The following is a 23,482-nucleotide window of genomic DNA, read 5'->3' on the forward strand; positions in this document are numbered from 1 at the left end:
CCCAAGGACCCCCGGCCGCGCTCGAAGCACATGGATCTGGAGCCCGACACCGTCGAGCGCGACCTGGTCAAACTCGTGCTGACGGTGGTGGAGCTGCTGCGCCAGCTCATGGAGCGCCAGGCGCTGCGCCGGTTCGACGTGGGGGACCTGAGCGAGGAGCAGGAGGAGCGGATCGGGCTCACGCTCATGCTGCTCGACGAGCGGATGACGGAACTGCGCGAGCGCTACGGACTGCGGCCCGAGGACCTCAACCTGGACCTCGGGCCGCTCGGACCGCTGCTTCCGCGGGACTGACGGTCGCGCCCCTTTCCCCGGACCTGGGTCAGGTCCGGGGAAAGGGGCGCTCATCAGGGGCGCTCGTTCACCACCTGTACCAACGGCCCCTGCCGCCGGTTGCCGACGTGCTGCGGACGAAGAATCCCAGCAGCCACAGCACGAGAACCGCGAGTGCGATCCACCAAAGAATCTTTACTGCAAATCCGGCGCCGAACAGAACCAAAGCCAGAAGCAGCACCAGCAGGATGGGAACCATAATTCGAACCTCCTGCTTTCCGGATGTCCCCGAAACGGTGTTTCAGGCTTCCTTGCGGCAGAGAATTTCTCCGTGCAGCACGCTGAACCATCCGTCGTCCCGTGTGCCCCACTCCCGCCAGGCCTCGGCCACCGCCCGCAGTTCCCGGTCGTCGGCGTGCCCGCCCAGCCGGGCCCGGTCCGCGTACGCCGAGGCCAGCGTGCGGTCCGCCCACAGCCCGCTCCACCAGGCCCGCTCCTCGGGCATGGCGAAGGTCCAGGTGCCGGAGGTCGCCGTGATGTCCGTGAACCCGGCCTGCCGCGCCCAGGCCTTCAGCCGGCGTCCGGCGTCCGGCTCGCCGCCGTTGGCCCGGGCGACCCGCCGGTAGAGGTCCAGCCAGGCGTCGAGCCCGTCGGACGCCGGGTACCAGGCCATGGCCGCGTAGTCCGCGTCGCGTACGGCGACGATCCCGCCGGGCCTGACGACCCGCTTCATCTCGCGCAGCGCCCGCACCGGGTCGCCCACGTGCTGGAGCACCTGGTGGGCGTGGACCACGCAGAACGTGTCGTCCGGGTAGTTCAGTGCGTGCACGTCGGCGACCGCGAAGTCGATGTTGGTCAGTCCGCGCCCGGCCGCTGTGGCGCGTGCCCGGCCGAGGATCTCGGGGACCCGGTCGACGCCGGTGACCTGGCCGTCGGGCACGAGCTCCGCCAGGTCGGCGGTGATCGTGCCCGGTCCGCAGCCGATGTCGAGGATCCTCATGTGAGGCCTGAGCGACGGCACCAGATAGGCGGCGGAGTTGGCGGCGGTCCGCCAGGTGTGCGAGCGCAGGACGGACTCGTGGTGCCCGTGGGTGTAGACGGCGGTGTCCCGGGGTTCCGGCATGACGGATCCCACCCCTTCCGGTCGGGTCGGCAGGAGATCACCGTACGCGCCGTGGCCGCATGGTGAGACCCTGTATCTCGCTATATGGACTGACTGTGTGTCGGTTCAGGAAGGCTGGACACACCGGCGTCCACGGGGCAGGCTCGGGCTGATCACCACCGGCGACGCAGGGGGAGACCGAGAGATGAACGCGCACGTCACAGCCGTCAGCAGCAACGGGGAGTACTCCTTCACCAAGCCGAACCGGGAGAGCATCACGCTGCTCACCGGGCTCGGGGTGGAGGGGGACGTGCACGCCGGGGTGACGGTCAAGCACCGCTCACGTGTCGCACAGGACCCCACCCAGCCGAACCTGCGCCAGGTCCACCTCATGCACGAGGAACTCTTCGCGGAGGTGGGTGAGGACGGTTTCGAGGTGGCGCCCGGCGAACTCGGCGAGAACATCACCACCCGGGGCATCGACCTGCTCGGACTACCGACCGGCACGCTGCTGCGCATCGGCCACGGCGTGGTCCTCGAGGTCACCGGGCTGCGCAACCCCTGCCTGCAGATCGATCATTTCCAGGACGGTCTGCTCAAGCAGGTCGTCGGACGCGACGAGGCGGGGAACATCGTGCACAAGGCGGGGATCATGAGCGTGGTGCGGGAGGGGGGCGTGGTGCGCCCCGGAGACCCGATCGAGGTGGAGCTTCCGAGCGAGCCGCACCGGCCGCTGGAACGCGTCTGACCGGCACCCCGCGCCGAAACCCGTTTGCCCCACAGGCCCGGGCCCGCCCAGAATCGCGCCCATGGGACACCTCGAAGCCGCGCACCTGGAGTACTACCTGCCCGACGGAAGGGCGCTGCTGGGCGATGTCTCGTTCCGGGTGGGGGAGGGGGCCGTCGTGGCCCTCGTCGGGCCCAACGGCGCCGGCAAGACGACCCTGCTGCGGATGCTCGCCGGTGAGCTCAAGCCGCACGGCGGCTCGGTGGTCGTCGGCGGCGGGCTCGGCGTCATGCGGCAGTTCGTGGGCTCCGTACGCGACGAGACCACCGTGCGGGACCTGCTCGTGTCCGTCGCCACGCCCCGCATCCGTGAGGCGGCGAAGGCCGTCGACAAGGCCGAGCACGCCATCATGACCGTCGACGACGAGGCGGCCCAGCTGGCGTACGCGCAGGCCCTCGCCGACTGGGCGGAGGCCCGCGGCTACGAGGCCGAGACACTGTGGGACATGTGCACCACGGCCGCGCTCGGGGTGCCGTACGACAAGGCGCAGTTCCGGGAGGTCCGCACCCTCTCCGGCGGCGAGCAGAAGCGGCTCGTCCTGGAGGCGCTGCTGCGCGGCACGGACGAGGTGCTGCTCCTCGACGAGCCCGACAACTACCTCGACGTCCCCGGCAAGCGGTGGCTGGAGGAACGGCTGAAGGAGACCCGCAAGACGGTTCTCTTCGTCTCCCACGACCGTGAACTCCTCGCCCGCGCGGCCCAGCGGATCATCTCCCTGGAGCCCGGTCCCGCCGGGGCCGACGCCTGGGTGCACGGCGGCGGTTTCGCCACCTTCCACGAGGCCCGGCGCGAGCGCTTCGCCCGCTTCGAGGAGTTGCGCAGGCGCTGGGACGAGAAGCACGCACAGCTGAAGAAGCTCGTGCTGACGCTGCGTCAGGCAGCGGCGGTCAGCCACGAGATGGCCTCCCGCTACGCGGCCGCGCAGACCCGGCTGCGCAAGTTCGAGGAGGCCGGCCCGCCGCCGGAGCCGCCGCGCGAGCAGGACATCAGGATGCGCATCAAGGGCGGCCGTACCGGCGTCCGGGCGGTCACGTGCGCGGACCTGGAGCTCACCGGCCTGATGAAGCCCTTCGACCTGGAGGTCTTCTACGGCGAACGCGTCGCCGTCCTCGGCTCCAACGGCTCCGGCAAGTCCCACTTCCTGCGCCTGCTCGCCGGTGACGACGTGGCGCACACGGGAGACTGGAAGCTGGGCGCCCGGGTCGTCCCCGGCCACTTCGCGCAGACGCACGCGCACCCGGAACTGGAGGGCCGCACGCTCCTCGACATCCTGTGGAAGGAACACGCACAAGACCGCGGTGCCGCGTCATCCCGCCTGCGCCGCTACGAGCTCACCCAGCAGGCGGAGCAGACGTTCGAACGCCTCTCCGGAGGCCAGCAGGCCCGCTTCCAGATCCTGCTGCTGGAGCTCCAGGGCGTGACGGCGCTGCTGCTGGACGAGCCGACCGACAACCTGGACCTGGAGTCCGCCGAGGCGCTCCAGGAGGGCCTGGAGGCCTTCGACGGCACGGTCCTCGCCGTCACCCACGACCGCTGGTTCGCCCGCTCCTTCGACCGCTTCCTGGTCTTCGGCAGCGACGGCCGGGTCCGGGAGACCCCGGACCCGGTCTGGGACGAACGCCGGGTGGAACGGGCCCGCTAGGCTCCCCCGCGCTCCTCAGGGGCGCGGGAGAGCTGCGCGACCGGCCACGACGTTCCCGCACACGCGATGGGGGAGCACCGCCACGGAGGCTGGGCGCACAGGCACCCGGCTCACTTCCAGCGCAGCAGTGCCCCGAGACCCCCGACCGGCACCTCCTCCTGGGAAACGGCCAGCGCCGGCGCGTCCGTGGCCACCGCGGAGCGGATCAGCGCGTCGTCGGCGCGGGCCGGCCACGAGTGCTGCTCGCCGAGGACCTTCAGCTCCGTGCGGCGCACCGCGAGCTGGTCGGGGTCCTCCCCGATCCACACCTCGCGGTGCGCGTCGGGCCCGTCCACCCTGACCAGCAGCTCGTCGATACGGTGCTCCCGCGCCGCCTCGACCAGCGCCGGCACGCCTTCGACGGCTCCGGCCCGGCCCTCGTCGTCCGGGGTGCGGGAGGCGCGGAAGCGCTCCAGTTCCGCCTCGGCCCGCCGCCCCACGTGCTCCGCCCGGGCCCGCTCCACGTCCTCGTCGAGCAGCCGGCTGCCGGCGCCGTGCGGCGCCTCCGCCACCAGGCCGTGCAGCCGCTTGGGCAGCCGCTCGTGCACGGACCGCCGCTCACGGTCCTCGCCGACGAGAATCAGCAGGTCGGCCCTGGTCTCCTCCTGGCACACCGCGAGCGCGTCGGCGATCTCCGCCGCGTTGTGCTCCCAGGTGTTCTCCACCCGCAGCTGGAAGTGCCGCTCGGACCAGTCCGCGGAGCTCGTCCGGTGCACCGGCCACTGCCGCCCGGTGACGCTCCCGGCGTCCTCCCGGCCCAGCGCGTCGCGCAGCTCGAAGTCCGCGCCCTTGCGGTCGACGTACGCCACCACGCACACCGGGTCCTCCCCGGCCAGCTCCAGCAGCGGGGCGACCCGCGGCAGCGGCGCCCATTCGGCCCAGTCACCGCCCTGCGGGGGACGGACCAGCGGCGGGTCGAGAACGACCTCGCCGGCGCGGGCGAAGAAGGCCCGGCCGTGCGGCTCGGAGGAGTGCTTCAGATCCTCGATCGCGCTGCGCACGGCCTGGCACGTCGCCTCGTCCGCTCCCTGTTCGGCCAGCTGCCCGGCCATCGCCTGGGCGGTCAGCTCGCGCTCGTGGGCAGTGCCCTCCGTGTGCCGTGAGGTGTCGACGTACACGGAGGCCCAAGGCCCGGGGTGTTCGTACAGTGGGTGCAGAAAGGCGAGATCCATGGTTCCTCCCGGATGCCGCTCGGGGGTAGTGCTCAGTTGCTCCGGGGGCGGGTACCCGGACCGCGGAGACGAACACGACGAGCGGGGCGAGACGATGACCGGAGTGGAACCCGACCGGCTGGACGACCAGCAGCTCATGAAAGAGCTGGAGACCATCCACCGCACACGCCACGACACACTGCTCTACGGCTCGAACGACGCGCTGCGCGCCCACAACGAGCGCATGGCGCAGCTCGAGGGCGAGTACCTGCGCCGCAACCCGAGCCGCCCGGTGGCCGCGGGCCGCACACGCGAAGGGGCCCGGGAGCGGGGGAGCGGGGAGTCGACGACTCCCACGACCCCCGGCACCTGAGCCCCTCCGAGGGAACGACCGGGAACAGGACCGGCACGGACGCCCGGGCCGGGGTGGAGACCACCGGCCCGAGCCCGCGGCTCAGCGCCGCATCGGTGGCCTCTCCCAGTGGCGATGTCCCGCGACCGCAGCCACGAACGCGTCCCGGAACTCCTCGCTCGCCGGCCCGGGCGACGTGTCCGTCACGACGCCCCGGTCCGCGACCACCCGCTGGAACTCCGTCGACAGACCGAGTCCGTCGGGCTCCAGCCCCGCAAGGATCCCCACGCCCGAACCGAGCGCGCCCACCGGCTTGCCGTGCCGGTAGGCGTCCGTCACGAACCGCAGCATGTCGGGGTCGGCCGCCGTCGGCGGGGTTCCGACGGGGCCGCCGGGCAGCAGCACGGCGTCGTACAGGACGGACGCCACGGTCGGCAGCGCACGGTCGACGGCGTACGTCTCACCGTCGGCCCCGGTGACCGTCCCGTCCGTGGCGGCCAGCGCCTCGACGTTCGCCCCCTCGGCGGTCAGCCGCTCCCGCACGGAGGTCACCTGCTCGGCGTCCACCCCGTCGGTGACGAGCACGGCGATCTGCCGGGTCCTGATCGAACCGTCTCCGCGCAGCGACTCGAGACTGAGCGCGGGGGAGGCCTGCCGGGACGGAGTCTGCGCACCGGACGGCTCCGGTACCCCGACGCCCCTCGCCACCCGAGCCGCCAGCTCGCCGTCGACCCTGGCCAGGTGCTCCACCGTCCGGGCCCGCACGGTCAGCGCGCCGACCTTGCCGAGCTCGAACCGGAACGCCTCCACGATGTGCTGCCGCTCCCAGTCCGCCATGCTGTTCCAGAACATCGCGGTCTGGCTGTAATGGTCCTGGAAGCTGGGACTGCGGCGCCGGATCTTGTGGCCGTCCACGCGCTCGGCGTGGTGCGTGTAGGCGCTGCCGCCCGCGCCCGCGTGGGCCGGGCAGCCCCCGCCGAGCGAGTTCGGGAAGTAGTTCGTCCCGGAGTGGATCGCGCTCTGGTGGTAGCCGTCGCGCTGGTTGTTGCGCACCGGCGCGACCGGACGGTTCACCGGCAGCTGCGAGAAGTTCGGCCCGCCGAGGCGGATCAGCTGGGTGTCCAGGTAGGAGAAGTTCCGGGCCTGCAGCAGCGGATCGTTGGTGAAGTCGATGCCGGGCACCACGTTCGCCGTGTGGAAGGCCACCTGCTCGGTCTCCGCGAAGAAATTCTCCGGGTTGCGGTCCAGCACCATCCGGCCGATCGGCCGCACCGGCACCTGCTCCTCCGGGATGATCTTCGTCGGGTCGAGCAGATCGAAGTCGAAGGCGAACTCGTCCTCCTCCGGCACGAGTTGCACGCCCAGCTCCCACTCGGGGTACTCGCCCGCCTCGATCGCGTCCCACAGGTCGCGCCGGTTGAAGTCCGGGTCCCGGCCCTGGCACTCCTGCGCCTCGTCCCACACCAGCGAGTGCACACCCAGCTTCGGCTTCCAGTGGAACTTCACGAACGTGCCGCGGCCCTCGGCGTTCACGAACCGGAAGGTGTGCACGCCGAAGCCCTGCATCATGCGGTAGCTGCGCGGGATCGCCCGGTCCGACATCAGCCACATGATCGCGTGGAGCGTCTCGGGCTGGAGCGACACGAAGTCCCAGAGCGTGTCGTGAGCCGAGGCACCCGTCGGGATGTCGTTGTGCGGCTCCGGCTTCACCGCGTGCACGAAGTCCGGGAACTTGATGCCGTCCTGGATGAAGAAGACCGGGAAGTTGTTCCCGACCAGGTCGTAGTTGCCCTCCGACGTGTAGAACTTGGTGGCGAAGCCGCGCACGTCCCGCACGGTGTCCGCCGAGCCCTTCGGGCCCTGCACGGTCGAGAACCGCACGAAGACGGGAGTCCGCACGGACGGGTCCTGGAGGAACGCCGCGCGGGTGAACTCCGCGCAGGACTCGTACGGTTCGAAGTAGCCGTACGCACCCGCGCCCCGCGCGTGCACCACCCTTTCCGGAATCCGCTCGTGGTCGAACCGGGTGAGTTTCTCCCGGAAGTGGAAGTCCTCCATCAGCGTCGGCCCGCGCTCGCCCGCCGCCAGGGAGTCGTCGGTGTGGTCCACCTCGACGCCCTGGTCGGTGGTGAGCGGACCGGCGGTGGGATCGTCCGCCCGGGACGCCTCGCGCTGGGCCTGTTTGCGGTCGGCGGGGGACGCCATCAGGCGGCCTCCCGCGCGAAGACGTCCAGGAAGGTCTCACAGAACGCCTTCAGATCGTCCGGCTTGCGGCTGGTGATCAGCTTGTTCGCCCCGTGGTCGCAGACCTGCACCTGCTGGTCGACCCAGGTGCCGCCCGCGTTGCGGATGTCCGTCTGCAGACTCGGCCAGGAGGTGAGGACCCGGCCGCGCACCACGTCCGCCTCGACCAGCGTCCACGGCGCGTGGCAGATCGCGGCCACGGGGCGGCCGTGCTCGAAGAAGTCCCGGACGAAAGCGACGGCCTTGTCGTCCATCCTCAGGAAGTCCGGGTTGGCCACACCACCCGGCAGCACGAGGGCAGCGAACGAGTCCGGTGCGGCATCGCCCACGACCTCGTCCACGGGGAACGTGTCCGCCTTGTCGAGGTGGTTGAAGGCCTGGATCTCACCCTGCTGCGTGGACACCAGCACGGGCTCGTGACCGGCGTCCTTCACGGCCTGCCACGGATCGGTCAGCTCGACCTGCTCGACGCCCTCGGGCGCTACCAGAAACGCGATACGCATGATGTCAGCGTCCTTTCCCGGAGCGGACGGCGCTCCGGCGCGCCGCACGGCTCCCTGCTCGGTTCTCGTGGTTCTCGTGGTTCTCGTGGTTCTCGTTCTTCGTGTCGCCGGTGGCGCCGATCCGCTCGGCCCGGTCCGGGCTCACGCATCGCCCCGGGCGTCCGGGGCCGCCCGGCTGATGTCGGCGAGCGCCGACGCCGGGTCCTCGGCCTCGGCCACGTCGCCCAGGCTCACGATCCCGACCGGCAGCCCGTGCTCCACCACGGGCAGCCGACGTACCGCGTGCTCGCGCATCAGCTCCACCGCGGTCGTCACCCGGTCGTCCGGCGTCACCGTCACCGGATTGCCGGTGCACACGGTCCGCGCGCTGACCGTCATCGGATCGGCGCCGTCCGCGACGGCCCGTACGGTGATGTCACGGTCGGTCAGTACGCCGATCACGTCCTGCCCCTCGGCCACCACCACGTCGCCGATGTTCTGCGTCCGCATCAGCTGCGCCGCCTCGACGAGCGAGGCGTCCGGGCGCACGGCGACCACACCCGCTGTCATCACGTCCTTGACGTACTCGGCCATCACTCGGGCCTTCCCTCCGTTTCCCAGCCCGGCGGGGGGGACCCCCGCCCCCCCCCCGGGCCCCCCCCCCCCCGCCCCCCCCCCCCCCCCCCCCCCCCCCCCCCCCCCCCGGGCGTCGGGCGCCTGGTGGCCGCGCAGCTCGCGTGCCAGCTCCCGCGGGCTCGCGGGGAACGCCTTGCGGCCCAGCATCCGCGCCAGTTCCAGCCGCACCGACTCCAGTGACGTCGGCGCACGGCCCGGCGTCACCGGCCCGTGGGCGACCTCGGGGTCGTCCTCGGCGGCCGGCTCCGGGTCGTGCCACTCCTCACTGCGTGTGGGGTGCCCGGACCTGAGCAGACCCTGCAGTTCGTGTTTCATCTCGTCGTCCCGGTGGACGCTCAGCCGGTCGCTGCCTCGCTGCATGTCTCCCTCCAGACGTTCGGGGGCCCGCACCGCGTACCCGAACACCGGAGGGCGACACGGATTCCGCCGACTCGATCGCCGCCGTCCGCACGGGTTTGCGCCACGCCCCGCGGGAGACCCGGTTCGTCCCCCCCACACCTCCCTGGGGAAGGACACGCCATGGCGTTGCTCGCTGTGCTCATCCCGGTGCTGATGCTCGGAGTCCTGCTGGTGCTGGGCCGTTACGAGGAGCTGCTGCTGCCGCAGGACGACGCCGACCGGCGTGAACCGGCCGCCGCTCCGCCCGCCGCCGCGGCGGTCGCTTCTTCTCCCGCCCCGTCGACGACTCCGGCACCCGCGCCGTGAAGCCCTGCCTGACCGTCGGCTTCCCCTCCGCGGCACCCCAGGCGACGAGGCGGCGGACGGCAACGAGAACCGGCGGCGGGAGTCACCCTGCGCGACGGCCGAAAAGCACTCCGGGTTTGCGGGTGGAGGCCGGGGGCAGGCGCCCTTGAGTGCTTCGGACAGGAGGCACGCCCGTGGGAGCGGCGTCGCGCCGCACCCGAGGCCCTGTCCCACAGCGGATGCGCTTCCACGGTGACCGTCCGGCCCACTGCACTTTCAAGGGATTGCGACGCATCATGCCGACCCGAATCCGCGCCCAGAAGCACCCCCACGACGACGCCCCCGACACCGCCGAGGCCTTCCGCAGGCTCACCTCGATGCCCGCCGGCCCGGAGCGCGACGCCCTCCGCGACGAGATCGTCGAGGCCTGGCTGCCCATGGCCGACCGTCTCGCCGGACGCTTCCGCAGCCGCGGCGAGAACTACGAGGACCTGCGCCAGGTAGCGGCCCTCGGCCTGGTCAAGGCCGTCGACCGGTACGACCCCGACCGCGGCCACGCCTTCGAGAGCTACGCCGTACCGACCATCACCGGAGAGATCAAGCGGCACTTCAGGGACCACATGTGGACCCTGCACGTGCCCCGCCGCGTCCAGGATCTGCGCAACCGGGTGCGGGCCGCCGGCCAGGACCTGTCCCAGAGCATCGCCGGCCGGCAGCCCACCGTGGCCGAGCTCGCCGCACACGCCGGCATGAGCGAGGAGGACGTCCGGGCCGGCCTGGAGGCGCTGGAGAGCTTCTCTGCGCTGTCCCTGGACGCGGAGCTGCCCGGCAGCGAGGACGGGTACTCCCTGAGTGACGCGCTGGGCTCCACCGACCCCGCCCTGGACACGGTCGTCGACCGCGAGTCCGTCAGGGCGCGGCTGGCCGCCCTGCCCGAGCGGGAGAGGGCGATCCTGTACATGCGGTTCTTCGACGACATGACGCAGAGCCGGATCGCCGAGGAGCTGGGGATCTCGCAGATGCATGTCTCACGGCTGATCAGCCGGTGCTGCGGGCGGGTGCGGGAGCAGGTCATGCGGGACGTCGCCTAGCGCCGCCGGGGTGATGTGGTCGCGCGGGTGCGGAGCCGGGGTGGCTCGGCGCGCCGACGCGGCGGAGCCGCACACGCCACCGTCCCGCGTCCCCGCGGCGCTCCGCGTTCACCCGTTTGAATGGCACTGTCCCGCCAATGGGGCCTCGCCGCGCGCAACGCCACCAAGGCCTGGCTGTCATGGCAGAGGGGTAACACCACCGAAGGAGTCCCCTCGATGCGCCGCAGCCTGTACGCCCTGTCCGTTTCCGTCCTGGCGGGCTCAGCCCTCGTGGGCTTCGCGCCGGCCGAATTCTCCGAACCGGCCGCCGAGGTCAGTCCCGCCACCGTCCAGCCCGGAGGCACGCTCACCGTCTCGGTCAGCTGCGACCCGACCGAAGGGCCGCCGCCCGACAGCATCGACGCCACCTCGCAGGCCTTCGAGGAGGGCACGGTGCCGCTGCAGCTCGTCACCGGCAACGACGACGAGGTGTCCGGCCCGGCCTACCGCGGCACGGCCCTGATCTCCTCGGCGGAAAGCTTCGAGGGTGACCCGGACGCGCAGGGGGAGGACTCGGCGTGGACCGTCGACGGCACCTGCCCGGCCGCCCCCGGCGGCGAGGGCACACCGTGGAGCGCGACGTTCACCGTGACCCACGGCTCCCCACCCCACAAGCCGTCGCACCGGCCCGCGGACCCACCCGCCCACAAGCCCTGCCCCGAGCCCCCGCACGGCCACGAACCGCAGCACACCGACTGCGAACCGGCGGCTGTCCAGCGTGGGGTACGGGCCGGTGACGGCGGCGCCTTCAACGACTCCGTGCCGGCCCTGGCGGCGGGCGGGGTTCTGATCGCGGGCGCGTTCGGCGCCGCCGTGCACCGGCTGCGCAACCGGGAGAGCGACCCCCACCGCTGACCTCCCGGGCCCGGTCCGCCGCCCCGGACGGGAGCGGCTTCCCCGGCCGGGCCCGCTCATGCTGTGACCCTCACGACCCGGCTGGTGCCCATGAGGCGGCGGCACGCGGGGTACTCGGTGGCCGAGGGGACGAGCCGCGCCGTACGGACCACCCGGCAGCGCACGGCGCACGCGCCGGGGCGGCACGACACGGCGGCACCAGGCACTGGCACTGCGGAGGTACGGATGCGGCGGACGGCCCCCGAAGGTCACGGCCCCGTCCGGTTCGGGCCCCCGCTCCCCGACGACGGGCTGCCGGTCCTGCCGGAGCTGTCCGCGGTGCTCGCCGCCGCGGCGTCCCGGGGCAGCCACGAGCCGGTCGGCGGCAACCGGACTCTGCGCGAGGCCGCCTGCGGTTACTGGGACCGGCGCGGACTGCGCTGCGACCCGGACCGGGTGGCGTCCGCACCCGGCGCGCCCGCCCTGCTGCTCGCCCTGACCGCCGCCCTCGGCGGCGACGTCCTCGTGCCGAGACCCTGCGCCGCCTGGTGGGCGCCGTACGCACGTCTGCTGGGGCGCCCCGCGTTCCACGTGCCGACCCCGCCGGAGAGCGGCGGGGTACCCGACCCGTACGCCCTGCTGGAGACCGTGCGCCGGGTCCGCGCCGAGGGCGGCGACCCGCGACTGCTGGTGCTGTCCGTCGCCGACGATCCCACCGCGACCGTCGCCCCTCCCGAACTGCTCCACGAGACCGTCGAGGCCGCACAGGGGGAGGGCCTGCACCTGGTCAGCGACGAGACCTGGCGCGACACCCTGCACGATCGGCACGAGACGGTGCTGCTCAGCCCCGCCGAGATGGTGCCCGACCGGGTCACCGTCGTCACCGACCTGGCCGGAGCCCTGCTCCCGGCCGGCTGGCCCGCCGCCGTGGCGCGCTTCCCGGCCGGGGAGAACGGAGCCGGCCTCCACGCACGCGTCCTCGACGTCCTCACCGCCCTCGACGCCCGCGTCGCCGCACCCGTCGCCGCGGCGGCCGGGTACGCCCTCGGGGAGCCGGACGCGGTCACGGCGCGCGTGACGGCCGCCGTGCGCCTGCACGCGCTCCTGGCCGCCGCGGCGCACACCGCCGTCGTCGCCGCGGGTGCCCTCGCCCGGCCCCCGCGGTCGGGCCGCCACCTGTACGTGGACCTGGCCCCGCTGAGCCCCGCGCTGACCGCGCACGGCATCGGTGACGCACAGGAACTGGAAGACTTCCTCTCCGCACGCCTCGCCATGCCCGCCCCGGGCGGGCACCGCTTCGGCGACGACCTCGAAGCGCCGCGCGTGCGGCTTGCCACCGGCGCACTGCTGGCCGGTTCCGACAGGGAACGCGCGGAATGCCTCACCTCACCCACACCGTTGGAACTGCCGCACGTGCACCACGCGTTGATCCGACTCAGGTCGGTCTTCGACGATCTCCGCGACGACGCTGAGCGATGGGAGCCTCCCCGATGACGCAGCAGTCCGAGTCGACCGCCAGCGCGACCCCCCGGGCAGCCGACGAGCCCGTGCTCCCGTCGCCCCTCGCACCCCCGTATCCGCCCCTGGCCGAACCCCGGCCCCTGGCCGAGCGGCGGGTGTGGCCGCGCACCTTCCACGACCGGCTGACCGCGCCGCTCCCGGGGCTGAAGGCCATGGCCCGCTTTGCCCGCGAGGGCGCGGTGAGACCCGGCCCGCAGGGCCTGGCCGACATCCCCCGGCTCCCCTACGCCCCGGCTCCGCTGCCCCGCGTCGACGCCCGCACCGTCGCCGTCACCTGGGCGGGCCACGCCAGTTGGGTGCTGCGCATCGGCGGCCTGACGGTCCTCACCGACCCGGTCTGGTCCCGCCGCATCCTCGGCACGCCCGCGCGCATCACCCCCGTCGGCGTCCCCTGGGAGGACCTGCCGCGCATCGACGCAGTCGTCATCAGCCACAACCACTACGACCACCTCGACGCCCCCACCCTGCGCCGACTGCCGCGCGACACCCCGGTGTTCGTCCCGGCCGGGCTCGCCCGCTGGTTCCACCGCCGCCGCTTCACACGCGTGACGGAGCTCGACTGGTGGGAGGCGGCCGAACTGGACGGCGTACGCTTCGACTTCGTTCCGTCCCACCACTGGTCCAAGCGCAGCCTCACCGACACCTGCCACAGCCTGTGGGGCGGCTGGGTCCTCACCGACCGGGACGGCCAACGCGTCTACTTCGCGGGCGACACGGGCTACGGCCACTGGTTCTCCCGCATCGGCCGCCGCTACCCCGGAATCGACCTGGCCCTCCTGCCCATCGGCGCCTACGACCCCCGCTGGTGGCTCCGTGACGTCCACTGCGACCCGGAGGAGGCGGTCCGCGCGGCCCAGGACCTGGGCGCGGCCCGGATGGCCCCCATGCACTGGGCGACGTTCGTCCTGTCGGCCGAGCCGGTCATGGAGCCCCTGACGCGGGTGCGGGCGGCCTGGGAGAAGGCGGGCCTGCCCCGGGAGAACCTCTGGGACATGCCGGTCGGCGCGTCAAAGGTGCTGTAGATGTGCAAGGGGCGCGGGGAACTGCGCGGACAGCCACCACGCACCCGCACCCCGAAGGGCAACCGCAACCCTTACGGCGCTACCGAACCCGCCGCACCACGGCCGGCACCGCACTGATCACCAACGTCAGCCCGATCGCCGCCACCACACCCTCCCACGGCTCGTCGAACAGCGACCCCCCGAGAATCCCGATCAACTGATACGTCACGGTCCACGCCAGACACGCCGGGAAGTTCCCCCGGGAGAACCTCCGCAGCGGCCACTCCGCCAGCAGACACGCCAGCATCACCGGAATCCGCCCGGCCGGCACCAGCCGGGACAACACCAGCACGGCGACCCCGTGCGCGGCCAGTTTCTCCTGTGCCTGCTCCAGCCGGTCCTCCGGCGCCCGCGACCGGATCGCCTCCAGCCACCGCGACCCGTTCTTCGAATTCAGTCCGCGCCGCCCCAGCCAGTACAGCGCCGCATCACCCAGGAACGCCGCCAGCGACGCCGTCACGAACACCATCGCCAGCGAGAACGGCGCCGTCCGGTGCACGGCGACCACCGCCGCCGAACTCACCAGCGCGCCGGTAGGGATCACCGGCACCAGCGCCCCGGCCAGCACCAGCACGAAGAGCGTCGGATAGCCGATCGCCTGCTGTGTGGACGCCGGGACCACGGACGCCGGGGTGACAGCCGAGACCGCGAGCAGGGGCGTGAGCGCCGCGGGCGCGGACCAGTTCACCGCGCGGCCTCGAGGCGCACGCTCTCCCCGTGCCCGAGCCGGTGCACCGAAACCGCCGGCGCGTGCCGGGCCGCGAGCCGGACGAACTCGTCCCCGGGCGCGTGGAACTCGTGGGGGCGCACGGCGTCCATGCCGATCGGCCAGTACGTGCCGTAGTGCACCGGCACCGCACTGCGCGGCGCCAGCCGTGCCAGCGCCTGCGCCGCCCGGCCCGCGTCCAGGTGCCCCTCGCCCAGGTACGGTCCCCAGCCGCCCACCGGCAGCAACGCCACCTCGACCGGCCCGACCTCCTTCGCCATGTCGTCGAACAGGCCCGTGTCCCCGGCGAAGTACGTCCGGGCCTCGCCGGATATGACATAGCCGAGCGCGGGGGAGCGGTGCGGCCCGAACGGCAGCCGCCGCCCGTCGTGCCGCGCGGGCACGGCCCGTACGACGATGTCGCCGACCGGCGTCTCCTCGCCGGGCGCCACCTCGCTCACCCGCAGGTGCGTGAGCCGGCGCAGACCCGGCACAGCCCGGCGCGCACCCCGGGGCACGAGCAGGCGCGTGCCCTCGGCGAGCCGCATCAGCGACGGCACGTGCAGGTGGTCGGCGTGCAGATGCGACACCAGCGCCACGTCCGCGTGCGGGGCGCCCGGGGGCGGCAGCGCGCCGCGCCGGCGCCGCAGGTGTGCGAGCCGGCGTGCGAACAGGGGATCCGTGAGCACGCGCACATTCGAATCCTCGACGGTGCAAGTGGCGTGACCCCACCAGGTGATCTCCACCGGCACTTCTTTGCCTCCTTCGCGCGACTCCCCCGAAGCCTACGTGCAGGAGTAGGGTCGGCGGCGAAACCGGAGGTGAGGGGGGACGCCATGGTGCCGGTGCGGGTCACGGCGATCGCGAGTCTGACGCCGCTGGAGGAGCTGGACGACGATCCGTTCCTCGTCGACTCCCGCAGTCAGCACGCCATGTGCGCCCGCTGGGCCGCCGAGCGGGGCTACGTGGTCAGCCGGGAGTTACTGGTCCGGGGGCTGCGGCCCGACCACGGCGCCTTGTGGGACGGCGTCCGGCCCGGCCTCGACCTGTTCGTCGCGCCCAGCCGGCGGGTCCTGGAGAGCGCGCTCGCCTCCGTCGAGGAATTCACCGCCGAATGCGCCCGGCGCGGTGTACGGGTGGAGACGGTGGGGCATGCGGAGCCTGCGTACGACGCGGCGATGAAGGCGTGCGTGCACCGGCGGCTGTCGATGCCGACGGCCGGCTACGACGGGCGCTGACGCCGTCCCCTCACCGGTGTGCGGCCCGGGGACGAAACCGCCCGGCCGGGCGTTGAGACACTGTGGGGGAGGGCCCGCCGCGGCTGCGGGCCAGGGACGTGAGGTGGCTGGGCGTGCGGGGCGTGCGATGGCGGCGGGCCGCCAGTCAGGTGGGGCGGAGCGTCGCCGTGTGGGCGGTCTCCACCGTCACCATGCTCGTACTCGCCGGGATCCTCCCCGACTTCCGGCTCCGCTCGGAGAACGGCGACAGCGCGACCGACATAGCCGTCACCGCGGCCTTCGGGGCCGGTGCCTTCGGTCTGCTGTCGGCCCTGGTCTGGCCGCTGCTCGTCCGGCTGCTGCTGCTCGTACCGGCGCTCGTACTCGGGCTGCTGGTCTTCTTCCTCAACGGCGCCCTGCTGCTGCTCGCCCTGCACCTGAACCCGGCCGAGCGCGGTGCCGCAGCGCCGGAGACCGCCGTCGTGGTCGCCGCCGTGATGTCCGCGGTGGCGTCCGCGACCGGCGCGGCCCTGGCCGTGCGGGACGACGACGCCTACCGCCGCAGGCTCTACCGCCTCTCCGACCGCCGCCGCCGGTCCGGCCCGCCCTCACCGGCCGGCCCCGGCACGGTCTTCGTGCAGCTAGACGGCGTCGGCCACGACACCCTGTTCGACGCCGTCGGCAAGGGCCTGATGCCCACGGTCGCCCGCTGGCTCGACGACGACGGTCTCGGCCGCCCCACCCACCGGCTCACTCCCTGGCGCACCGACTGGTCCAGCCAGACCGGCGCCAGCCAGCTCGGCATCCTGCACGGCAGCAACCACGACGTCCCCGCCTTCCGCTGGTACGAGAAGGACACCGGCGAGGTGGTCGTCTGCAACCGCCCGACCAGCGCCGCCGAACTCCAGCGCCGCGCCGTCGAGCACGCGGGGCACGGCGGGCTGCTCACCGTCGACGGTGCCAGCCGCGGCAACCTGTTCAGCGGCGGCGCCGAACAGCAGGCCCTCGTGCTGTCCATAGCGGCCCGCCGCCGCAGCCGGGAGAACCGTTCCCGGGCGGGCTACTTCGCCTACTTCTGCGATCCTGCCAACGCCGTGCGCACCGCGCTGTCCTTCATCGCCGAGGTCGGCCGTGAGATCGGCCAGTCCACCCGCGCGAGCCTGCGCAAGCAACGTCCTCGCGTCTCCCGCGGCGGCCTCTACCCCCTCGTCCGGGCCTTCGCGACGGTCGTCGAGCGGGACGTCGTCGTGGCCGCCGTGACCGGCGACATGCTCGTCGGCCGCACGGCCGTCTTCGCCGACCTGGTGGCCTACGACGAGGTCGCCCACCACTCCGGTCCCGCGAGCCGGGACGCGCAGAAGGTCCTCGAACGCCTCGACCGCTCGCTGGCCCTGATCGAGAACGTGGCCGAGCACGCCCCGCGTCCGTACCGGATCGTCGTGCTGTCCGACCACGGCCAGAGCCCGGGCGAGACCTTCCGCGCCCGATACGGCCTCACGCTCGGCGACCTGGTGCGGGCCGGCTGCGGCATGCCCGTACCGCGCAAGGCCGAGCGCACCCGCAGCGGCGCGGAGGCCCGCGCCGCCGTGCGCGCCGCCCTGCGCTTCCCCGTCGCGGAGGCAGGCGAGCAGCACCGGCCCGCGCGGGACTCCGAGCCGATCGTGCTGGCCTCCGGCAATCTCGGCCTGGTCTCCTTCCCGGACGTCCCGCACCGGATGAGCAAGGAGGAGATCGACGCCCGCCACCCCGCGCTGCTGCCGACCCTCGCCAACCATCCCGGCATCGGCTTCCTGCTGGTCCGCAGCGAGGAGCACGGCGGCGTCGTCCTCGGAGCGTACGGCGCGGAGATCCCGCTGGCCGACCTCGACGACGACCCCGGGCCGCTGGCCCCCTTCGGCCCGGGCGCGGCCGACGCGATACGCCGCACGCACTCCTTCCCGCACACCGCCGACATCATGGTCAACTCCTTCCACGACCCCGCCGACGGCGAAGTCCTCGCCTTCGAGGAGCAGATCGGCTCCCACGGCGGCCTCGGCGGCGCCCAGGGCAGACCCTTCCTGCTGTCCCCGCTCGGCGTCTCCGCACCGGTCGGCGAGGGCGAGGAGCTCGTCGGCGCCGAGCACGTGCACCGGGTCCTGCGGCGCTGGCTGCGCGAGGCGAACGGACCGCAGGTGCCGCTGGAGGCCACCGAGGAGGAGCACGCCGCCTGACACCCGGCAGCGCATCCCGGGCCGCGCACACCGCCAGAGGGCAGGTCCTCCGCGTGAGTTGAGCCGTAGTGTGATCGGATGGGGGACACGGGGCCCGGCGACGGGCCCGCACGCGAGTCCGCACGCGAAAGGAAGAACTCGTGGCTACCACGCGCTCCGCACACACCGTCTGGGAAGGCAACCTGCTCGAGGGCAGCGGTGTCGTCACCTTCGACTCCTCCGGTGCCATCGGCGAGCAGCCGGTCACGTGGGCCTCGCGCGCCCAGGAGGCGAACGGCAAGACCAGCCCCGAGGAGCTGATCGCCGCCGCCCACTCCAGCTGCTTCTCCATGGCCTTCTCCAACATCCTCAACAAGGCCGGGACGCCGCCCACCAAGCTCATCACCTCGGCCGACGTCTCCTTCCAGCCCGGCGAGGGCATCACCGGCATCCACCTCACCGTCGAGGGCACCGTCCCCGGCATCGACGAGGCGGCCTTCCAGGCCGCCGCGGACGAGGCCAAGACCGGCTGCCCGGTCAGCCAGGCCCTCAAGGCGACGCCCATCACGCTGACCGCCAAGCTCGCCTGAGCTGTCGCCTCCCCGCCGCGCGGGCCCGCCCACCGGGGCGGCCCGCGCGGCCTCGGAACGACGACCATGACGCCACACCCCGCCGTCTGCGCCCACCGGGGCGGCAGCGAGCGAGCCGGTCCCGCCACCTGGGAGGCGTACGAGGACGCCGTCGCGTCCGGTGCGGAGTACGCCGAGTTCGACGTCCGCCGCACCGGGGACGGAGTCCTCGTCGTCCACCACGACCCCCGGGCCGGTCCCGCCGGGCCGCTGCTTTCCGCGCTCACGCACGCCGAGCTGTGCGAGCGGGCCGGATACGCCGTGCCCGTCGTGGACGACGTCATGGCGCTGATCGCGGGAAGACTCGTGGCCCACCTCGACCTCAAGGAGGCCGGCTACGAGCAGGAGGTGATCGACCGGGCGGTCGCCCTGCTCGGCGTGGACGGGCTCGTCGTGACCACGCTGGAGGACCGTTCCGTCGCCGCCGTCACCCAGGGCTTCCCCGGCGTGCGCACCGCCCTGTCCCTGGGGCGGGACCGCCGGGACCTCGCCCTGTCCCGGCTGCCCGGCACCCGGCTGAGCGAGCTGTTCCCGGCCCGGCGTATCCGGGCCTGCGGGGCGCACGGCGTCGCCGTGCACCAGCGGCTCGCCAGGACCAACGTGCTGCGCGAGGCGGGCCGGCACGGTCTGTTCACCATGGTCTGGACCGTCAACGACGACACGCTCATGCGGGCCTTCCTCGCTCACCCGCGCGTCGACGTGCTCGTCACCGACCGGCCCCGGCGGGCGGTGGCGCTGCGCGGCCCGATCACCCCTTCGCGGCATTGACAACAGCGCACTCAAGTTTTGTGCTGGAGTGTGTGGAGAGGCGTCACCCTGGCGAAAGGGGACAGCGATGGGACGAGCGGTCGGAGTCGACCTCGGAACCACGAACTCGGTGGTCGCCGTACTCGAAGCCGGTGAGTCCACCGTCATCGCCAACGCGGAGGGGGCCCGCACCACACCCTCGGTCGTGGCGTTCGCCAAGAACGGCGAAGTGCTGGTCGGAGAGGTGGCCAAACGGCAGGCCGTGACGAACGTGGAGCGCACCGCCCGCTCGGTGAAGCGGCACATGGGCGACGCGCACTGGCGCTTCCCCGCCGAGGGCGACGTGGACGGCACCCGCTACCGGGCGCAGGAACTGTCCGCGCGGGTGTTGCAGAAGCTCAAGCGGGACGCGGAGTCCTACCTCGGCGAGGACGTCACCGACGCCGTGATCACCGTCCCTGCCTACTTCGACGACACCCAGCGGCAGGCCACCAAGGAGGCCGGTGAGATCGCGGGCCTGAAGGTGCTGCGCATCATCAACGAGCCGACGGCCGCGGCCCTCGCCTACGGTCTGGACAAGGAGAACGACCAGACGGTCCTCGTCTTCGACCTCGGCGGCGGCACCTTCGACGTGTCGCTGCTGGAGATGGGCGAGGGCGTCATCGAGGTGAAGGCCACCAACGGTGACACGCACCTCGGCGGCGACGACTGGGACCAGCGGATCGTCGAGTACCTGATCAAGCGTTTCAAGGGCCAGACCGGCGTCGATCTCGCGGGCGACAAGATGGCGGTGCAGCGGCTGCGCGAGGGCGCCGAGCGGGCCAAGATCGAACTGTCCAGCTCGACCGAGACGACGATCAACCTGCCTTACATCACGGCCTCCGCCGAAGGGCCCCTGCACCTCGACGAGAAGCTGACCCGGGCCCAGTTCCAGGAGCTCACCGCCGATCTGCTCGACCGCTGCAAGGCCCCGTTCCACCAGGCGGTCAAGGACGCCGGCGTGAAGCTCTCGGCGATCGACCACGTGATCCTCGTCGGCGGCTCGACCCGGATGCCCGCCGTGACCGACCTGGTCAAGGAGCTGACCGGGAAGGACCCGCACAAGGGCGTCAACCCCGACGAGGTCGTGGCCGTGGGGGCGGCGCTCCAGGCGGGAGTCATTCGCGGCGACGTCAAGGACGTGCTGCTGCTCGACGTCACCCCGCTGTCCCTGGGCATCGAGACCAAGGGCGGCATCATGACGAAGCTCATCGAGCGCAACACGACCATCCCGACCCGGCGTTCGGAGATCTTCACGACGGCCGCCGACAATCAGCCCTCGGTCGGCATCCAGGTCTACCAGGGCGAACGGGAGATCGCGGCGTACAACAAGAAGCTCGGTGTCTTCGACCTGACGGGCCTGCCGCCGGCGCCGCGCGGGGTACCGCAGATCGAGGTGGCGTTCGACATCGACGCCAACGGCATCATGCACGTCTCGGCCAAGGACATGGCGACCGGCCGCGAACAGAAGATGACCGTCACCGGCGGCTCGGCCCTGCCCAAGGACGACATCGACCGCATGATGCGCGAGGCCGAGCAGTACGCCGAGGAGGACCGGGAGCGCCGTGAGGCCGCCGAGACCCGCAACCAGGCCGAGCAACTCGTCTACCAGACAGAGAACTTCCTCCGCGAGAACGGCGAGCGGGTCCCGGCGGACACGAAGTCCGAGGTCGAGTCGGCCGTCACCGGGGTGAAGGAGCGACTGGAACAGCAGGCGGACACCGCCGCCCTGCGCGCCGCCGTCGAGCAACTCGCCTCCGTCAGCCAGAAGATGGGCCAGGCGATGTACGCCCAGGCCGAGCAGGCCCCCGCCGAGGAACCCTCCGGCACCGCGCACGACGAGGAGGGCGTGGTCGACGCGGAGATCGTGGACGAGGAGAAGCACGGCCGCGACGAGAAGGGGGGCGCCGCCCAGGGCTGAACGCCAGGAGCGAGGCCCTAGCGGAATGCCGCGACGTTGCGGTGAGCCCAGTCCGTGAAGGTGCGCGGCGCGCGGCCCAGCACGCGGTCCACGTCGGGGCTGACGCGCTGCTCCGCGGGAGTGGGCTCGCCGAGGATGGCCAGGGTCGTCTCCACCACGGGCCCGGGCATGAACTCCAGCAGCTGTGCACGGGCCTCGTCGGGGGTCTGCTCGACGAAGCGGACCGGTTCGCCGAGGGCATCCGCCAGCGCCTCGGCGCGTTGCCGGGGCGTGCTCAGGGCGGGCCCGGTCAGTTCGTAGACCTGCCCGGCGTGCCCGTCCTCCCGCAGTGCCGCCGCGGCGACCTCGGCGATGTCGTCCGGGTCGATCACGGGCAGACCGACGTCACCGAACGGTGCGGCGACGGTCCGCCGGGTACGGACCGGACCGGCCCAGGCGTAGGCGTTGGAGGCGAAACCGCCGGGGCGCAGGATCACCCACTCCAGGCCCGACCCTCGCACGGCGTCCTCGATGGCCTTTCCGACGCCCCCGTGGGAGACCGACTCCGGCCGGGTCGCGACCCCCTGTGAGGAGAGCAGTACGACGCGCCGGACTCCGCCGGCCCGTGCGGCGTCCAGGATCTGCCCGGGGTCGAGCAGGTGGGCGTCGGCTCCGCCGTTCTGCAGGAACAGCGCGTCGGCTCCGTCCAGCACCGGGCGGAGGCTTCCGGCATCGGTCAGGTCGGCCGTGCGGGCGTGGACGCCGTCCGGTACGTCCGCCTCCGAGACTCTCCGCGAGGTCGCGGTCACCTTCTCCCCGGCCCCGGCGAGAGCCCGCACCAGCGACCGGCCCACGTTCCCCGTCGCTCCCGTCACCACGATCATGAGCAACTCCTCTGTCCTGCGGCCTTGTTGCCGACGTCGTGGACGCTAACACCCTCGGTATAGTAGGTACCTACAGGAAAGTGACTATCCCAAAGGGGTGCGCATGGCCGGTGACATGACCAGGGGAGCGTCCGCCGCCACCGCTCCGGAGCTCGCCTGCCCCATCAGCCCTGTCGTCGACATGGTGTTCAGCCGGTGGACCACCCCCGTCCTGTGGACGCTCCACACCCACGGCCGGCAGCGCTTCGTGGAGCTGGAACGGCGCATCGGCACGATCACGCCGAAGGTGCTGACCCAGCGCCTCAGGCAACTGGAACGGGACGGACTGGTCGTGCGCACGTACCACCCGGAGGTCCCGCCCAGGGTCGAGTACGAGATCAGCGAGCTCGGCCGCTCCCTCGCCCCGCTCTTCGCGCATCTCGCCGACTGGTCGGCCGCCCATCTGGAGAAGGTCGAGCAGGCCCGCCACGCCTACGACCGCGAGAACTAGTGCCGTGGCAGGCAACGTTCGCCCCGTCGCGACGCCCGGCACGCACTCTCGCCGCACCGGCCGAAAGCCCAAGTACATCCCGTACGAGGGCTCCCGGCCGGCACGCCGAGAGCACGCACCGGACGCCGCTCCTCACCGGGCGAACGTTGCCTGCCGCGGCACTAGCGCCCCATGGCCACCGGCGGCAGCGTCGCGCATACCGCGTCCAGGACCGTCGCGTACGGCGTGCCGAAGTCGGTGAGTTTCGACCGGAGCCGTTCCAGGCCGTCCCGGTGTTCCGCCAGCAGCTCGGTGTCACCGGTTCGGGCCGCGCACTCCAGGACCGCCGGCAGGAAGTCGGGCGGCTCCTCGCCGGTGGTCTCCAGGCCGTGCGCGCGGTACAGCTCCTCCGACGGCGCCGGGGCGTCCTCGCGCCAGACACTCAGATACAGGCTGTGGTCCTGCCCGGCCTCGAAGACCTCGACGTAGTGGGCGGCCAGCTCCAGCGGCGGGGTGAGCGCCGCGTGGTCGGCGAACGCCCGCAACTGCGGGGCGGCTTCGCGCAGCAGCGGCAGCCGGGTGCGGAAGTCGTCGTCGGGGTACATCAGGCACAGTGCGGCCGCCTGGTACAGCACCTCGAATCCGGGCATCGGACCTCCTCCGCGGGCGCTTGCCTGCCCGCCCGTCATCCCGACGCTAGAGGCGGGCCGCGAGGCACACCTGCCGACGGCGCCCGTACGGGTCAGGACCCGCCCCTGACGTCG

General features: G+C 72.7%; 25 protein-coding genes and 1 pseudogene. 15 read left to right on the forward strand and 11 right to left on the reverse strand.

Annotation, left to right across the window (positions count from 1 at the left end; genetic code table 11):
* Nucleotides 1-30 precede the first annotated feature (30 nt).
* Nucleotides 31-294, forward strand: coding sequence for a gas vesicle protein K (locus ADK65_RS28270; RefSeq protein ID WP_031108664.1), 264 nt, complete (start codon nt 31-33; stop codon nt 292-294).
* A gap of 67 nt (nt 295-361) precedes the next feature.
* On the opposite strand, the gene ADK65_RS28275 is transcribed toward ADK65_RS28270, so the two are convergent.
* Nucleotides 362-532 carry a hypothetical protein gene (locus tag ADK65_RS28275; protein ID WP_053673815.1) on the reverse strand — a complete coding sequence of 57 codons (171 nt, stop codon included), beginning with the start codon at nt 530-532 and terminating at the stop codon, nt 362-364.
* A gap of 42 nt (nt 533-574) precedes the next feature.
* Entirely contained in the window at nt 575-1,396 is an 822-nt protein-coding gene (locus ADK65_RS28280; protein ID WP_053673816.1) for a class I SAM-dependent methyltransferase, read from the reverse strand.
* Nucleotides 1,397-1,580: 184 nt separating this feature from the next.
* Here ADK65_RS28280 and ADK65_RS28285 point away from each other — a divergent pair, with 184 nt between their 5' ends.
* Both ADK65_RS28285 and ADK65_RS28290 read left to right on the forward strand, forming a co-directional pair.
* On the forward strand, nt 1,581-2,123 hold the full coding sequence (locus tag ADK65_RS28285) for an MOSC domain-containing protein (RefSeq protein ID WP_053673817.1): 543 nt from the start codon (nt 1,581-1,583) through the stop codon (nt 2,121-2,123).
* A gap of 61 nt (nt 2,124-2,184) precedes the next feature.
* Nucleotides 2,185-3,804, forward strand: a complete 1,620-nt coding sequence (locus ADK65_RS28290; RefSeq protein WP_053673818.1) for an ATP-binding cassette domain-containing protein — start codon at nt 2,185-2,187, stop codon at nt 3,802-3,804.
* Between the two features lie 110 nt (nt 3,805-3,914).
* On the opposite strand, the gene ADK65_RS28295 is transcribed toward ADK65_RS28290, so the two are convergent.
* The gene (locus ADK65_RS28295) at nt 3,915-5,015 is read right to left on the reverse strand and encodes a Vms1/Ankzf1 family peptidyl-tRNA hydrolase (protein ID WP_053673819.1); all 1,101 of its coding nucleotides are present in this window, start codon (nt 5,013-5,015) and stop codon (nt 3,915-3,917) included.
* Between the two features lie 94 nt (nt 5,016-5,109).
* Here ADK65_RS28295 and ADK65_RS28300 point away from each other — a divergent pair, with 94 nt between their 5' ends.
* On the forward strand, nt 5,110-5,367 hold the full coding sequence (locus tag ADK65_RS28300; RefSeq protein ID WP_053673845.1) for a DUF6158 family protein: 258 nt from the start codon (nt 5,110-5,112) through the stop codon (nt 5,365-5,367).
* An 81-nt stretch (nt 5,368-5,448) separates the two neighbouring features.
* On the opposite strand, the gene ADK65_RS28305 is transcribed toward ADK65_RS28300, so the two are convergent.
* The 4 genes and pseudogenes from ADK65_RS28305 to ADK65_RS39405 all read right to left on the reverse strand — a co-directional run.
* Nucleotides 5,449-7,551: a catalase gene (locus tag ADK65_RS28305; RefSeq protein ID WP_053673820.1), complete on the reverse strand. Its 2,103-nt coding sequence runs from the start codon at nt 7,549-7,551 to the stop codon at nt 5,449-5,451.
* On the reverse strand, nt 7,551-8,093 hold the full coding sequence (locus ADK65_RS28310; RefSeq protein ID WP_053673821.1) for a type 1 glutamine amidotransferase domain-containing protein: 543 nt from the start codon (nt 8,091-8,093) through the stop codon (nt 7,551-7,553). Before ADK65_RS28310 ends, ADK65_RS28305 begins: the two co-directional genes overlap by 1 nt.
* Nucleotides 8,094-8,234: 141 nt before the next feature.
* Nucleotides 8,235-8,666, reverse strand: coding sequence for a CBS domain-containing protein (locus tag ADK65_RS28315; RefSeq protein WP_053673846.1), 432 nt, complete (start codon nt 8,664-8,666; stop codon nt 8,235-8,237).
* Between the two features lie 111 nt (nt 8,667-8,777).
* Nucleotides 8,778-9,068: pseudogene (locus tag ADK65_RS39405) on the reverse strand (hypothetical protein); the annotation flags it as partial.
* A 159-nt stretch (nt 9,069-9,227) separates the two neighbouring features.
* Here ADK65_RS39405 and ADK65_RS28320 point away from each other — a divergent pair.
* The 5 genes from ADK65_RS28320 to ADK65_RS28340 all read left to right on the forward strand — a co-directional run bounded on the left by ADK65_RS28320 (nt 9,228) and on the right by ADK65_RS28340 (nt 13,899).
* Nucleotides 9,228-9,413, forward strand: a complete 186-nt coding sequence (locus ADK65_RS28320; protein WP_053673822.1) for a hypothetical protein — start codon at nt 9,228-9,230, stop codon at nt 9,411-9,413.
* A gap of 275 nt (nt 9,414-9,688) precedes the next feature.
* Nucleotides 9,689-10,483, forward strand: a complete 795-nt coding sequence (locus tag ADK65_RS28325) for an RNA polymerase sigma factor SigF (protein ID WP_053673823.1) — start codon at nt 9,689-9,691, stop codon at nt 10,481-10,483.
* A gap of 216 nt (nt 10,484-10,699) precedes the next feature.
* Entirely contained in the window at nt 10,700-11,377 is a 678-nt protein-coding gene (locus ADK65_RS28330) for a hypothetical protein (RefSeq protein WP_053673824.1), read from the forward strand.
* Nucleotides 11,378-11,602: 225 nt separating this feature from the next.
* Nucleotides 11,603-12,850 (forward strand): aminotransferase class I/II-fold pyridoxal phosphate-dependent enzyme, encoded by a 1,248-nt coding sequence (locus ADK65_RS28335; protein ID WP_053673825.1) that lies wholly within the window; start codon nt 11,603-11,605, stop codon nt 12,848-12,850.
* A complete protein-coding gene (locus tag ADK65_RS28340) occupies nt 12,847-13,899 on the forward strand; it encodes an MBL fold metallo-hydrolase (RefSeq protein WP_053673826.1) in 1,053 nt (350 codons plus the stop codon). Before ADK65_RS28335 ends, ADK65_RS28340 begins: the two co-directional genes overlap by 4 nt.
* A gap of 79 nt (nt 13,900-13,978) precedes the next feature.
* Here the strand turns inward: ADK65_RS28340 and ADK65_RS28345 are convergent, their stop codons facing one another.
* Nucleotides 13,979-14,593, reverse strand: a complete 615-nt coding sequence (locus tag ADK65_RS28345; protein ID WP_053673847.1) for a DedA family protein — start codon at nt 14,591-14,593, stop codon at nt 13,979-13,981.
* Nucleotides 14,594-14,622: 29 nt separating this feature from the next.
* On the reverse strand, nt 14,623-15,396 hold the full coding sequence (locus tag ADK65_RS28350; RefSeq protein ID WP_053673827.1) for an MBL fold metallo-hydrolase: 774 nt from the start codon (nt 15,394-15,396) through the stop codon (nt 14,623-14,625).
* An 84-nt stretch (nt 15,397-15,480) separates the two neighbouring features.
* Here ADK65_RS28350 and ADK65_RS28355 point away from each other — a divergent pair, with 84 nt between their 5' ends.
* The 5 genes from ADK65_RS28355 to dnaK all read left to right on the forward strand — a co-directional run bounded on the left by ADK65_RS28355 (nt 15,481) and on the right by dnaK (nt 21,386).
* The gene (locus ADK65_RS28355) at nt 15,481-15,882 is read left to right on the forward strand and encodes a hypothetical protein (RefSeq protein ID WP_030843767.1); all 402 of its coding nucleotides are present in this window, start codon (nt 15,481-15,483) and stop codon (nt 15,880-15,882) included.
* A gap of 113 nt (nt 15,883-15,995) precedes the next feature.
* On the forward strand, nt 15,996-18,071 hold the full coding sequence (locus tag ADK65_RS28360; RefSeq protein ID WP_078956179.1) for a phage holin family protein: 2,076 nt from the start codon (nt 15,996-15,998) through the stop codon (nt 18,069-18,071).
* 140 nt (nt 18,072-18,211) lie between these two features.
* Nucleotides 18,212-18,640 carry an OsmC family peroxiredoxin gene (locus tag ADK65_RS28365; protein WP_053673829.1) on the forward strand — a complete coding sequence of 143 codons (429 nt, stop codon included), beginning with the start codon at nt 18,212-18,214 and terminating at the stop codon, nt 18,638-18,640.
* 66 nt (nt 18,641-18,706) lie between these two features.
* Nucleotides 18,707-19,447 (forward strand): glycerophosphodiester phosphodiesterase family protein, encoded by a 741-nt coding sequence (locus tag ADK65_RS28370; protein ID WP_053673830.1) that lies wholly within the window; start codon nt 18,707-18,709, stop codon nt 19,445-19,447.
* Nucleotides 19,448-19,514: 67 nt separating this feature from the next.
* Complete coding sequence (gene dnaK, locus ADK65_RS28375) at nt 19,515-21,386, forward strand: molecular chaperone DnaK (protein WP_053673831.1); 1,872 nt, start codon at nt 19,515-19,517, stop codon at nt 21,384-21,386.
* Nucleotides 21,387-21,403: 17 nt separating this feature from the next.
* Here dnaK and ADK65_RS28380 read toward each other — a convergent pair whose 3' ends face one another.
* The gene (locus ADK65_RS28380) at nt 21,404-22,249 is read right to left on the reverse strand and encodes an NAD(P)H-binding protein (RefSeq protein ID WP_053673832.1); all 846 of its coding nucleotides are present in this window, start codon (nt 22,247-22,249) and stop codon (nt 21,404-21,406) included.
* A gap of 103 nt (nt 22,250-22,352) precedes the next feature.
* Between ADK65_RS28380 and ADK65_RS28385 the strand changes: the two genes are divergently transcribed.
* Nucleotides 22,353-22,739, forward strand: coding sequence for a winged helix-turn-helix transcriptional regulator (locus ADK65_RS28385; RefSeq protein ID WP_053673833.1), 387 nt, complete (start codon nt 22,353-22,355; stop codon nt 22,737-22,739).
* Between the two features lie 161 nt (nt 22,740-22,900).
* On the opposite strand, the gene ADK65_RS28390 is transcribed toward ADK65_RS28385, so the two are convergent.
* The gene (locus tag ADK65_RS28390) at nt 22,901-23,368 is read right to left on the reverse strand and encodes a nitrate reductase molybdenum cofactor assembly chaperone (protein ID WP_053673834.1); all 468 of its coding nucleotides are present in this window, start codon (nt 23,366-23,368) and stop codon (nt 22,901-22,903) included.
* Nucleotides 23,369-23,482: the final 114 nt, after the last annotated feature.

The organism is Streptomyces sp. NRRL B-1140 (assembly GCF_001280065.1).
Lineage (GTDB): Bacteria > Actinomycetota > Actinomycetes > Streptomycetales > Streptomycetaceae > Streptomyces.